The organism is Paenibacillus faecalis (genome assembly GCF_900289175.1).
GTDB lineage: Bacteria > Bacillota > Bacilli > Paenibacillales > Paenibacillaceae > Paenibacillus_AQ > Paenibacillus_AQ faecalis.
Genome location: NZ_LT985747.1, coordinates 978800 through 991994, shown reverse-complemented (window position 1 = coordinate 991994; position 13195 = coordinate 978800). Strand labels below are relative to the sequence as shown.

The window sequence follows — 13195 nt, the reverse complement described above, 5'->3', positions numbered from 1 at the left end:
TTCGTTTTAGGCAAACACATCGTTTTTTAATGGTTAATAAATGAACGAAGGCGCCTCCTAATCAGGAGTGCGCCTTTTCATTTTCCAGCATTTCAATGATGCTCATCGCGCTTTGCAGAGGATGGTAACGCTGTATATCTTCTAAATTGCGCGAACGCTGCAAAAGGATTTCATCATATTCATTAAGGAGCATATTCATCCATTTACCAAGCACCTCCAGGGATGAAATAGGTTCTCCCAAGCCCTGGGCCACGAAATAATGAAAATTCTCTTCTTCTTGTCCTGGCAGCGGATGGTGAAACAGCATCGGGATTCCTTTTGCCAGACCTTCTGTACAGGTCATGCCGCCTGGTTTGGTTATAAGCAAATCGGAAACTTCCATCAATTTATCGACTTCACGAGTGAAGCCGAATATCCGGATGTTCGGATGACGAAAGCGCGGGTTCTCTTCCATTTCCATTCGGGCTCTATCATTGTTCCCGAAGCAAAAGATAACCTGGATTTCTTCACGCCATCGGGTCAGGTATTCATGTACGACTTTATCATTCATAAGGCCCCAGCCGCCTCCCATAACGAGAACGGTGGGCATCTTGGCGAGATTAAATTTCTTTCGGATTTCATCCTTGCTTGGGTGCTTCCAGAAGTCCGGATGAATCGGAATACCGGTAACCTGGATTTTCGACTGGGAAACACCTCGATTCAACAGCTTGCGCTCAACTTCCGGGGTGGAGACGAAATAGCGGTCGACCTCAGGGCTGATCCATGTATCATGAGCATCGTAATCTGTTATAACCGTACATAAAGGGATGTTTGTTCCCAAGCGTTTTAAACGGGAAATAACAGCGTTTGGAATGAAATGGGTACATACGATGATGTCAGGTCGCAGCTGTTTTACAACATCTTTAACACTTGTATAAAAAATCCGGTGCAGTGCCAAGGCTGTGAAACGGCTAAAGGACTTTTTATGCCGATATACATAACCGAACAGACGCGGCCGGGACGTAAGGGTTTTGCGATAGGCCGAAATAATCAACGGAGCCATTTTAGGATTCAGAAAACTGCCGAGCTCCATGACCTTGGTCTGTATGTTCGGAGATAATTGACGCAAACTGCTGGAGAGCGCGTAAGCGGCCTGTGTATGGCCGGCGCCGAAGCCCTCAGATAACAGCAATACTCTTTTCTTAGCCACTTTTTTCACCCGTTCCTGCAGCGATTTTCAATACCCATAACATATCGGCTTTGAGAGGAGATTGCAACCGACCGGAGCAGGGTTTTCAGAAGTTAGGCTGTATTATTTAACTAATTTACAGAAACAAAAATCGCCAATACCATCCAAAATGTGCCAAACGATGCGCTTTTCTGAGAGGGAGGACTTTTGTCCCGTTATCCTTTTTTTCTGTGCAGTGAGCGGTCAAAACGGTTTTAACCGTTTCGGTTGGCTTTGAGAAAGATTAAGGATTTTGACGGAAATAAGGGTCTGAGGTCTTTTGACTTGAATAAAAGTTCTCGCTACAATGATTCAGACGAGGGGAAAAAGTTTAAAATAAACTGGACCCCTAACCAAAACTTTTTACTGTTTCATTGCGTCTAAGATTTAGTGGACAAAGTTTTTTTTAAAAAAAAGGCAGGTAGAGAAATAAAAAGCACTAAAACAGCTGAAAATAAGTCCTAATGCCGTTTGAATCGAAGCTTGCTGGTTTGGTGGGAGCATGCAAAGCTCTTTTTCGATCATCATTTGAAAATACGAGCTAATCACACTTTTGACAAATGAACTTAAAGTGTGGAAAATCGACTTTAGACGTGCGAATTGACTCTGTGACACCAGAGTCGCGATTCATTAGACAGCAGACAGTACAAAGTATGTAACAAAGTACAGTAACAAAGGGTCATGATGTAAAAAAAAGAAAAAAATAAAAGAGAGAAAAAACATCACTATTCTCGGGTTATAAAAGGGGGTTACAGAGAATTATGTTAGACGTCATCTTTGTCGCGCTCCAGGTATTTTTGGTCGCGATAGGTGTATATCAGTTTACATTCTCATTATTCGGACTGATCAAGAAAAAGAAGAAGAAGCAGTTCGAACCTACAAAGTCTTTCGCTGTAATCGTAGCGGCCCACAACGAAGAACAGGTTGTTGGGGCATTGATGGAAAACCTGAAGCAGCTTAACTATCCTAAAGATCTATACGAAGTGTTCGTTATTTGTGATAACTGTACAGACCGGACAGCTGATATTGTTCGGGAGCATGGAATGAACGCCTGTATCCGCACGAATCAAAACCTTCGCGGCAAAGGCTATGCGATTGAATGGATGCTAAAAGAACTGTGGGCAATGCCCCGTCAGTTCGACGCGGTTGTTATGTTCGATGCTGATAACCTGGCACATCCGGATTTTCTGATTGAAATGAACAATGATCTTTGCTCTGGAGCCAAGGTTATTCAGGGATATATTGATACCAAGAACCCCGAGGATTCCTGGATTACCGCTTCTTACGGTGTATCGTATTGGTACATTAACCGTCTATGGCAAATGTCACGTCATAATTTGAATATGGCGAACTTCTTGGGCGGAACCGGCATGTGTTTTGAGACGAATCTGCTGAAGGAAATGGGCTGGGGAGCAACCAGTCTCGTTGAGGATTTGGAGTTTACAATGCGCAGTGTCATGCGCGGTGTATATCCTAAGTTTAACTATGACGCCAAGGTTTTTGATGAGAAGCCGCTCACGTTTAAAGCTTCGGCTAGACAGCGTCTGCGCTGGATGCAGGGACACTTTACGGTCGCGCGTCGTTACTTTTTCCCGCTCATTTGGCGTGCTATTAAAGATCGCAGTATCGTAAAACTCGATCTGGCGCTGTATGGAATCAACGTATACATTGTTTTGCTAACGTTTGTTCTGACGGCTGTGATATGGATCGATAACTCATTCTTTAACGGTCCGAATATCGCCAACTTGTTCGGATACTTGCCATTTTGGCTGAGCTTTGCTGCAATTGCGGCGAATGTCTTTACTTTTATGATGGCTATGATTTTGGAGAAGGTAACGTTCAAGAAAGTGTATGCTTATCTTGTGCTTTTCCCGGTATATCTGCTGTCTTGGTACCCGATCACGGTCTATGCTTTCTTCACGCAAAACAACAAGGTGTGGAGCCATACAGAGCATACACGTGTCGTGCGTCTGGAAGAAGTACAGAGCAAGCAAGGCTAGGGTCTCGGGAAATTTCAAAGCTAATTTTGTTGACACATAATGAGTGACGTGTTACACTACTCTAGTGATGAACAGAATACTAATCGTTAAGCAGAAGCGCACCGCTTCTCACCTGTCCGACTGAAGTTGGCTGGTTTGATACGAAATCTACGGATGAATTAACTTCATTTATTGAGATGTGTGTCAAATAGGGATGCCGGTGATTGAAACGGTATCCCTTTATTTTTTATTTCAAGACAGGTCGCAATGATTATAATCGGAGGTGGAGGACTATCAGTAAGGAACATATGATCAATGAGGAAATTCGGGCGAAGGAAGTACGTTTGGTTGGTGCAGAAGGTGAACAAATCGGTATCAAACCGATTCGTGAAGCATTGCAAATGGCGTACGATCTCAATCTGGATCTGGTGAACGTGGCTCCTCAGGCGAAGCCGCCTGTATGTCGCATTATGGATTACGGTAAATTCCGTTACGAACAACAGAAGAAAGAGAAGGAAGCCCGCAAGAATCAGAAGATCGTTGATATTAAGGAAGTATGGTTCCGAGCTAACATTGAGGAGCATGATTACCAAACCAAGCTTCGCAATGTCGTAAAATTTCTTAAAGACGGCGACAAAGTGAAATGCTCTGTGCGTTTCCGTGGCCGTGAAATTACACATGCCAAAATTGGCCAGAAGATCTTGGAACGTGTAAAAGAAGAAGTTGCCGATCTGTGCATTGTGGAGCGCCAGCCTAAACTGGAAGGCCGCAGCATGATTATGATTTTGGCTCCTAAAGCCTAAGAGACATTTTGAGGAGGAAGTAGCATTATGCCTAAAATGAAAACACATAGCAGCCTGAAGGGCCGCTTTAAAATTACCGGTACCGGTAAAGTTAAACGTTACAAAGCTTACAAAAACCACTTGCTTTCCCACAAATCCAAGCGTGCGAAGCGCGTTCTCGGAACTAGCCCGGTTATGGCACCTGGAGATGTTAAACGTTTGAAGCAAGGTTTGTCTAACTTGAAATAGTAATCAACAATTATTGGGAGGTCTTTTAATATGGCACGAGTTAAGGGCGGATTTGTTGCTCGCCGTAGACATAAAAAAGTATTGAAACTTGCAAAAGGTTATTTCGGTTCCAAACACCGTATTTTCAGAACAGCAAATGAACAGGTTATGAAATCCCTGGTTTATGCATACCGCGATCGTCGTCAAACGAAACGTAATTTCCGCAAGCTGTGGATCGTACGTATCAATGCTGCTGCGCGCCTAAACGGCTTGTCTTACAGCAAAATGATGCACGGTTTGAAGCTGGCTGGCGTGGATATCAACCGTAAAATGCTGGCTGATCTGGCTGTAAACGACCTGAATGCATTCAATTCTTTGGCTAATGTAGCAAAAGAAAAAGTGAATGCTTAAGATATAAGACGAGAACTGTCTCAAAAGTGATTGTTTCGCTGGAGACATAATTTGTTTTGAACAAAATCATGCAATGAAACAATGGCGGTACAGAATTATAATTTCTGTATCGCCATTTTTTGTTTTAACATAGTGGAGATTATGCCGCGATGCGGCAGAAAGTATAAATTCATGGGGAACGAGCCATATTTGGTCAAGTCCCTTTTCGGGAAGTTTACCTGCAAAAATACATTTAAATCAGCCATATTTTCTCTTTTGAGTAGGTTAAGTGCAAAAACGGCTAGGCCCCCTAATTCCGGAGTCTACACCGTAAAAATAATGTTTGTCGTATGAACACTCATTTTTTCAAATTCTTACAACGTTCGATGGAACTTGGCCCGATCTTCTTCCTTCTGTTGCATCACCCAACTGCTGAATACAATGGGCGCCTTGCGTTTCAAACTGCCATGCATTCTACGGTTGTTGTAAAAATCCATGTAACGATCAACGGCGGCATACGCATCATCCATGGTCTCAAATGTTTCCTTGGTCAATAGGTCGCGCTCCATCAAACTATGGAACGACTCGATGTAGGCATTCATGTTTGGTGTCTTCGGCGGGATACGCTCATGGAGCATTCCCCAGCTTTCACAAGTATCGCCGAACAGCACACTCACAAACTGAGGACCGTTGTCGGTGCGGATCGCGGGCATCTCCTTCCCCGGTCGCCATCGACTCTCTATCGCCCGTCCTAAAGCCTGACACACATGCTTGGCCTCGCAAACGGCGCCTCTGTAGTAGGCGACAATGACGCGGTCGAACACATCGATCACGCTGAAAACGAAGAAGAAGCGGTCGCGGCCGGCAACATATCCATACTTAATGTCCGCTTGCCACAGCTGATTCGGACCGGTGACGAGTCGGTTTCGAGCCAGTCTCCTCGGGTGCTTGGACGTTGGCTTTCGCTGCTGCTGAAGGATGCCTAACTCCTTGCAGAGACGATATGCTTTTGACTTACCGAGTATCAAGTCATGCTCATTGCGCAAACACTGAGCCAGCAACTTGTAGCCGTAGATGTGCTCTTCGCCTTCCACAAGCTCCAGCAGCCACTCCTTGATCTGCTCGTCACTTACCTTGTGACCTTGCAGCGTAAGGGAGTACCCGGGACAAGGACGTCCTCTTCTGATGGTACCAGCAGTCTCTGCGGGCTGCTTCGAGCGTTTGAGGCGTTCATAGTAAGTGGATTCTGCCAGGCCTAAGATGCCCAGCACAAGGACTGCTGCATTTCCCTGCTTAATAAAGTGGTCGGCTATTTCGAATTTTTCGGATAAGCAGGGTTCTTCTTTTTTAGCAATTCACGCAGAATTTCAATTTCAAGTTCCTTTTCGCCAAGCATCTTCATCGCTTTTTCGTACTTCTCTTCCACGACCTGAAGCCGCTTCAGTTCTTGCAACTGATGATCCGCCGGTGGCAGTTCGTGAATATCTACTTGATCCCGATACGTTCGAATCCAGGTACGAATTGTTTCCGGGTGGAGGTTGTACTTTCGGGCGAGTACCCCCACTTTGATCCCGGACATGGCTTCGCGCACCACCTCGAGACGCACTTCCTCGTACAACTTGCTTGACCGTCTCATCCTGTTCATCCCCCCTAGAAATACAATAATATATTGTTGGGGTGGACTCCAATTTAATTATGGGGCCGTGGAGAAAATACATTTGATTTCGCCCTAAACAAGCTTTTTGGCGAAAAGTTTGAATTTTAACTGTATTTTTACAGTTGATTGCTCTAAAAATTGAAACACCCTCATTTTTGAATATACTTTTGCAGTTAAGCGTGACAGGCGACTTAGGTCAGTGCTGCGCCTTTGGTGATAACAACAACCTTTAACCGCGGCCGCTCATCCTCGAAAGACTTCGATAGAAGTTTTTTTGAAAAATCTAAGAAAGTATAGTTTGTCACTATCTTTTAATCTTAGATTCTTACGCGAAACGTAAGCTGTGCCCGCCAAAGATGGCAAAGACGGCAAAGCCGTTTACGGTTTGTTCAAAGCTGTAATTTTGAGCAAGCCTGTGGGTTGGTAAAGCACTGTAAAACCCCATTTTCATGCCTATATTGCTGACGCAGGGCATTAAAACAAGCAATAAGATTATTCCGGGAATAAACTGAACGGTATAAACCGAAGGAGGGATCTTATGCATAAGCCTGTCAGTAAAAATGTTGCCAAGCAATATGTGGGCAAGAACATTGTGGCGTACAAGAAGGACGGAAGTGTTGTGACGGGTAAGTTGGTTCGAATTTCCGGAAACCGTCTTATTATGCAAGAAGTAAAAGGGAAAAAGGTAAAAACAAAAGCTTTGGCACCGCTTGCGTTGTTTGATCTTCTGGCAATTGGGACATCTCCATTTGGTTTCGGTGGATTTGGATTCCCTGGTGCAGGATTTGGATTTCCGGGAGCAGGATTTGGCTTCGGCCCATTCGGCAGATTCGGGCCAGGATTTTTCTGGTAAACCACATCACAACGTCTTTTCCATTTCATAGCATTGGTTAGGAGTGACTATGCGGACGATGCGGTAGCCGAGCTTTTGGTAAAAAGAGAGGCCTTTTTGGTTTCCGATGTCGACCATGACTTTGGCTCGTTTGCACCCGCGTGACAATGCGATTTTTTCGGCATGCTTCATCAAGGAAGTGCCCAGATGCTTTCTTTGGATGGCGGGTGCGACGGCCAGCATATCAATATACAACCACTCATCATGAGGCATGAAATGGATAAAAGCGATGACGCTCCGCTTCCGATTCGGCGAAGCAACCAAAGTGATTCCACGGCTTAATCTTGCCGGGATATCTTTACGGATGGCGTCCAATTGATTATGACTTAAATGGGATAAAGGGACCAATTGCGATTCGATTAATTGCAGAATAGCCGCATCATCCCTTCCGGGTTTGCGATAGCGAATCATAAAAAAATCCTGCCTCCCTTCGCGCCGTTAGACAGATCTCGATTTATCATATGTAGCAAGGGATACATGGGTGTTTAGGGGAATGATTGGAAGAAGAATTATCAGGTAAAGAATAACAATTTTATGCAAGAAGTGAAATAAAGGTGTTGACTTCTCGAATCAATGAATCATATAATGTTTCTAAACATTTTAACGACATAGTTCAATCGGCAATGATGAGGACGAAGTTTAAAGGGCTCTTTTGCTCAGAGAGTGGATGGAATTGCTGCAACCTCCACCAAAATCCCTTTTATACGAGCTCACCTCGGAGCTGTTTTCCTGAAAAACACTTAGCCTTTCGCTTCAGCGCATTAACATAGCAGTGTCTATTAGGGGAAATCGTTTGGTTCTCGTTACGAACTGCAGATATGAAAGCTGTGGGTAAACTGGCGGCTGCTTTATATCTGCTTGAGGCTTTGCATTGGAAAATGTAAAGCAAACATGGGTGGTACCACGGAAGCTAAACCTTTCGTCCCTCACGCGGAGTAAAATCCGAATGTGAGGGGCGAAAGGTTTTTTTTAATCTAAGAAAGTGTATCTATCCAATATTTGAGAGGAGGATGACTGATGAGCGCGCAAAAAACTCCAGAAGTGCGATCTACAGAACAATTACGAGAGAAATGGATGAAACCTGATGTGATTACCGGATCGGAAATTTTGCTTCGAAGTCTTCTTTTGGAAGGTGTTGAATGTGTCTTCGGATATCCGGGAGGAGCCGTATTGTATATTTATGACGCCATGTATGGATTTGAGGATTTCAAGCATGTATTAACTCGCCATGAACAGGGAGCTATTCATGCGGCTGACGGATATGCCCGTGCAACCGGTAAAGTTGGTGTCTGCATTGCAACGTCTGGCCCGGGAGCAACGAACCTTGTGACTGGCATTGCCACAGCTTATATGGACTCGGTCCCGATGGTTGTTATAACGGGTAACGTGGCAACAAGCCTGATCGGAACAGATGCTTTCCAGGAAGCTGACATTACCGGCATCACGATGCCGATTACGAAGCACAGCTACTTGGTCCGGGATGTGGAGGACTTGCCTCGGATCATCCATGAAGCCTTTCATATCGCATCCACTGGACGCCAGGGACCTGTACTGATCGACATTCCGAAAGACGTTTCGGCGGCCAAGACATTGTTCCAACCCAATGTAGAGCTGAACCTTAGAGGGTATAATCCCCGAACAATTCCCAATCGCTTTCAACTGGATAAACTATGCCGGGCCATTGAGGAAGCGGAGCGTCCAATGATTATCGCTGGTGGTGGGGTTATTTACTCCGGGGCACATGAAGAGATTTATGAGTTTGTGAATCGGACTCAAGTTCCGATTACAACGACGCTGCTTGGGCTGGGTGCTTTCCCGAGCGGAAACGAGCTGTGGACAGGAATGCCGGGGATGCACGGTACGTACACTTCCAATCATGCTATTCAACAATGTGATCTATTGATCAACATTGGCGCCAGATTTGATGACCGGGTAACCGGCAAGCTTGACGGCTTTGCACCGAATGCAAAAGTTGTCCATATCGACATCGATCCTGCTGAAATCGGCAAGAATGTTCCAACGGATATACCTATTGTTGGCGATGTTAAGACGGTATTGAAGATGATTAATCCGGTTGTACCTACAGCAGTGAAAGCCCAAGCGTGGAGAGAACAGATCCGCAAGTGGAAAGCAGAATATCCGTTCAAGTATGCGGATTCCGATAAGGTTTTGAAGCCGCAATGGGTTATCGAAATGCTAAATGATACGACAAATGGTGAAGCGATCGTTACAACGGATGTGGGCCAACATCAAATGTGGGCAGCGCAGTACTACAAATTTAACCGGCCGCGCTCATGGATTACATCCGGCGGTCTTGGTACGATGGGCTTTGGTTTCCCTTCCGCGATCGGTGCTCAGATGGCGCATCCGGATCGCCTGGTTATCTCAATCAATGGCGACGGCGGTATGCAGATGTGTTCTCAGGAGCTTGCGATCTGTGCCATCAACAACATTCCGGTAAAAATTGTCGTGATCAACAATCAGGTGCTTGGCATGGTTCGTCAGTGGCAGGAACTGATATACGACAACCGATACAGCCACATCGACCTGTCGGGAAGTCCGGATTTCGTCAAGCTCGCTGAAGCATACGGAGTAAAAGGTCTTCGAGCTACAACGAAGGAAGAGGCGCAAAGCGCATGGGCGGAAGCGTTGGAGACGCCGGGGCCAGTACTGATCGAGTTCGTCGTAGATAAAGACGAGAATGTGTATCCGATGGTAACCCAAGGCTCAACAATCGATCAAATGCTGATGGGGGATGCGTAAGATGATGAGCATGAAACATACCATAGCCGTACTTGTAAATGATCAGCCCGGCGTTCTCCAGCGGGTCGCCGGACTGTTCGGCAGAAGAGGGTTCAACATTGAGAGCATAACGGTAGGTCAATCGGAAGAAGCAGGTTTGTCCCGGATGGTCATCGTTACGACAGGCAGTGATACGACATTGGAGCAGATTGAGAAGCAGCTGTACAAATTGATCGATGTCATTAAAGTGATTAATCTGAGTTCCAAACCGATGGTTGCCAGGGAACTGGCGCTTATAAAAGTGAAGGCCGAACCGGCAGTTCGGCCGGAAATACTCGGCGTTGTTGAAACATTCCGTGCATCGGTTGTTGACATAGGCGCGGTAAACATGATGGTGCAAGTGGTAGGCGATACAGGGAAGATCGATGCAATGATCGAATTGTTACAGCCATACGGAATCTGTGAACTTACCCGGACCGGAGCTACTGCAATGGTTAGGGGTAACGCGTAATCACTTTGGATTATTTTATACTTACTGTCAGGCAGGAGGGGCACCCGAGAAGATGAGCGGGTGTTTCAGAAGATCGGAGATAATCGGGTCGGTTGAAATACCCGCTCATTCATGAAGGGGCTTTAAATCAAAGGAGGACTAATAAAATGCCAGTAACTACTTACTATGAACAAGATGCAGATTTAAACGTACTTAAGGACAAGACGATTGCAGTAATCGGATACGGAAGCCAAGGTCATGCTCAAGCGCAAAACCTGCGCGACAGCGGAATCAAAGTTGTTATCGGCCTACGTGAAGGTAAGTCGTTCAAGAAAGCGAAAAATGACGGATTTGAAGTGCTGCCGGTAGGCGAAGCTGTAAGTCGTGCAGATGTCGTTCAAATTTTGATGCCGGACGAAACACAAGCTGCTGTATATAAAAATGAAATCGAACCAAATCTCAAAAAAGGTGCGGCCCTTATGTTTTCCCACGGGTTTAACGTACACTTCGGCCAAATCGTAGCTCCGAAGGAAAACGATGTGCTGCTTGTTGCGCCTAAATCCCCAGGTCACATGGTACGCCGTACTTATGTTGAAGGATTTGGCGTTCCGGGGCTGATCGCTGTGGAGAAAGATGCGACAGGGAAAGCGAAGGAAATCGGTCTTGCTTATGCGAAAGGGATTGGCTGTACCCGTGCAGGGGTTATCGAAACTTCATTCCGTGAAGAAACGGAAACCGATCTGTTCGGTGAACAGGCTGTATTGTGCGGCGGTGTTTCCGCTCTGATCAAAGCTGGTTTCGAAACATTGACGGAAGCAGGTTATGCCCCTGAAATGGCGTACTTCGAATGTTTGCATGAAATGAAGCTGATCGTTGACATGATTTATGAGGGTGGCCTTGCTTCCATGCGCGATTCCATCAGCAACACTGCGGAATATGGTGATTATGTAACAGGATCTCGCATTGTAACTGAAGAAACGAAGAAAGCAATGAAAGAAGTATTGTCCGACATTCAACAGGGTAAGTTCGCTCGCGACTTTATTTTGGAAAATCAATCGGGGCGTCCGTTCTTGACAGCAACGCGTCGTAATGAAGCAGAGCATCCGATCGAAGTGGTTGGGGCTGAGCTGCGTGAAATGATGCATTGGATTAGGAAATAAGGCTTATAAAGTACTAAATGAACAATCTGCCGGCGGTTAGGGATCTTTACATTCCTGCCGCCGGAGGTGTATGTATAGCTCTAAACTACAAAGGAGGTGCCAGCATGCGAAAAATTTATGTCTTTGATACAACGCTGCGGGATGGAGAGCAATCACCTGGTGTCAACTTGAATACCCGCGAGAAAGTAGAGATCGCTTACCAGCTTGAAAAACTGGGAGTCGATCGTATGGAAGCGGGTTTTCCTGCGGCTTCGCCCGGGGATCTGGCCGCTGTAAACGCTGTGGCGCGTGCTGTTAAAAATATGACGGTAATCGGTTTATCCCGTTCGCGGGAGCAGGATATCGATGCTGTTCGTGAAGCACTTCAGGGGGCACAGGAGCCATGTATTCACGTATTTCTCGCTACATCCCCGATTCACCGCAAATTCAAACTGCGGATGGAGAAAGAACAAGTATTGGAGACGGCACAAGCTGCTATACGTTATGCTAAAAAATATTTCTCCAAGGTAGAGTTTTCGCTAGAGGATGCGGGACGTACCGAACGTGACTTTATGGCTGAAATGGTAAGCATGGCTGTTCGTGAAGGCGCTAATGTGATCAATATTCCCGATACGGTCGGTTATTTGAATCCAGCGGAATACGGAGCTATCTTTAAGTATTTGAAAGAAACGGTTCCGGGTATTGAGAAGGTGCAGCTGAGCGCTCATTGTCATAACGACCTTGGCATGGCGACAGCCAATACGCTGGCAGCTATTCAAAACGGTGCGGATCAAATTGAGGGGACGATCAACGGGATCGGGGAGCGTGCAGGCAATACGGCAATTGAAGAAGTCGCGATGGCTCTTGAGACACGCCAGGATTTCTTTCAGGCTAAAACAGGGCTGAATTTGACAGAAATCGCTCGTACCAGCCGACTTGTCAGCAGACTAACGGGCATGGTTGTGCCTGGAAATAAAGCGATTGTTGGTGCGAATGCGTTTGCCCATGAATCTGGTATCCATCAGGACGGAATGCTGAAAGAAAAAACAACCTATGAAATCATGACACCGGAAACGATCGGTTTAAAAGAAAGCAAACTGGTGCTCGGAAAACATTCCGGCCGTCATGCATTCCGTGAAAAGCTGCTTGATATGGGTTATGAGCTAAGTGAAGAGCCATTGAACGAGGCCTTTGCCAAGTTTAAATTACTGGCTGATAAGAAAAAGGAGATATCCGATGAAGATCTCCTCGCGCTGCTCGAAGAGAAGCTGACCGATACGCCCGAAGTATTTAAACTGGAGACGATGTTTGTCGCTTATGGCAATGCTTCAATACCTACAGCTCGAGTTACGATTGAAACAGAGAACGGAACCATTGAAGAAGAGGCCGAAGGTAACGGTTCTGTTGACGCTATTTATAATGCGATTGATAAAGCGACCGGCGAAGAGGTTACGCTATCGGATTATTCAATCAAATCCGTATCCCGCGGTAAGGATGCACTCGGTGAGGTACATATCGTACTGTCCCAAAATGATATTGCCGCTCAAGGCCGCGGGCTCAGTACAGACATACTGGAAGCGAGTGCCCGCGCTTATGTTGATGCGGTGAACCGACTGATTGAGAAGCGTAAATCATTTGGAAAGCGTGACCGCGTCACCTTGTAACGCTGGGAGTTACTTCTTTTGTTCA

At 45.9% G+C, this 13195-nt stretch carries 13 protein-coding genes; 9 read left to right on the top strand and 4 right to left on the bottom strand.

All coding sequences use genetic code 11. The features are described from left to right. Nucleotides 1–61 precede the first annotated feature (61 nt). Complete coding sequence (locus tag C8268_RS04855; protein WP_106766636.1) at nucleotides 62–1189, bottom strand: MGDG synthase family glycosyltransferase; 1128 nt, start codon at nucleotides 1187–1189, stop codon at nucleotides 62–64. Between the two features lie 779 nt (nucleotides 1190–1968). Between C8268_RS04855 and C8268_RS04850 the strand changes: the two genes are divergently transcribed. From C8268_RS04850 to rplT, 4 genes are all read left to right on the top strand, one after another. Then, a complete protein-coding gene (locus tag C8268_RS04850) occupies nucleotides 1969–3207 on the top strand; it encodes a glycosyltransferase family 2 protein (protein ID WP_106766635.1) in 1239 nt (412 codons plus the stop codon). Nucleotides 3208–3494: 287 nt separating this feature from the next. Then, a complete protein-coding gene (gene infC / locus C8268_RS04845) occupies nucleotides 3495–3989 on the top strand; it encodes a translation initiation factor IF-3 (protein WP_106766634.1) in 495 nt (164 codons plus the stop codon). Nucleotides 3990–4016: 27 nt separating this feature from the next. After that, on the top strand, nucleotides 4017–4217 hold the full coding sequence (rpmI, locus tag C8268_RS04840; RefSeq protein WP_106766633.1) for a 50S ribosomal protein L35: 201 nt from the start codon (nucleotides 4017–4019) through the stop codon (nucleotides 4215–4217). A gap of 30 nt (nucleotides 4218–4247) precedes the next feature. After that, nucleotides 4248–4607 (top strand): 50S ribosomal protein L20, encoded by a 360-nt coding sequence (gene rplT, locus C8268_RS04835; RefSeq protein WP_106766632.1) that lies wholly within the window; start codon nucleotides 4248–4250, stop codon nucleotides 4605–4607. A gap of 353 nt (nucleotides 4608–4960) precedes the next feature. Here the strand turns inward: rplT and C8268_RS04830 are convergent, their stop codons facing one another. Next, complete coding sequence (locus tag C8268_RS04830; RefSeq protein WP_158702677.1) at nucleotides 4961–5857, bottom strand: IS3 family transposase; 897 nt, start codon at nucleotides 5855–5857, stop codon at nucleotides 4961–4963. 38 nt (nucleotides 5858–5895) lie between these two features. Next, nucleotides 5896–6222, bottom strand: coding sequence for a helix-turn-helix domain-containing protein (locus C8268_RS04825; protein ID WP_158702676.1), 327 nt, complete (start codon nucleotides 6220–6222; stop codon nucleotides 5896–5898). Between the two features lie 559 nt (nucleotides 6223–6781). On the opposite strand from C8268_RS04825, the gene C8268_RS04820 reads away from it, so the two are divergent. Further along, nucleotides 6782–7096: a hypothetical protein gene (locus tag C8268_RS04820; protein WP_106766629.1), complete on the top strand. Its 315-nt coding sequence runs from the start codon at nucleotides 6782–6784 to the stop codon at nucleotides 7094–7096. A gap of 6 nt (nucleotides 7097–7102) precedes the next feature. On the opposite strand, the gene C8268_RS04815 is transcribed toward C8268_RS04820, so the two are convergent. After that, a complete protein-coding gene (locus C8268_RS04815) occupies nucleotides 7103–7546 on the bottom strand; it encodes a GNAT family N-acetyltransferase (protein WP_106766628.1) in 444 nt (147 codons plus the stop codon). Between the two features lie 606 nt (nucleotides 7547–8152). Here C8268_RS04815 and ilvB point away from each other — a divergent pair. From ilvB to C8268_RS04795, 4 genes are all read left to right on the top strand, one after another. Then, entirely contained in the window at nucleotides 8153–9898 is a 1746-nt protein-coding gene (gene ilvB / locus C8268_RS04810) for a biosynthetic-type acetolactate synthase large subunit (RefSeq protein ID WP_106766627.1), read from the top strand. Between the two features lie 4 nt (nucleotides 9899–9902). Next, complete coding sequence (ilvN, locus tag C8268_RS04805; RefSeq protein ID WP_106769838.1) at nucleotides 9903–10388, top strand: acetolactate synthase small subunit; 486 nt, start codon at nucleotides 9903–9905, stop codon at nucleotides 10386–10388. A 146-nt stretch (nucleotides 10389–10534) separates the two neighbouring features. Next, nucleotides 10535–11527, top strand: coding sequence for a ketol-acid reductoisomerase (gene ilvC / locus C8268_RS04800; RefSeq protein WP_106766626.1), 993 nt, complete (start codon nucleotides 10535–10537; stop codon nucleotides 11525–11527). A gap of 104 nt (nucleotides 11528–11631) precedes the next feature. Continuing rightward, the gene (locus C8268_RS04795; protein WP_106766625.1) at nucleotides 11632–13170 is read left to right on the top strand and encodes a 2-isopropylmalate synthase; all 1539 of its coding nucleotides are present in this window, start codon (nucleotides 11632–11634) and stop codon (nucleotides 13168–13170) included. The last annotated feature ends 25 nt before the right edge of the window (nucleotides 13171–13195 follow it).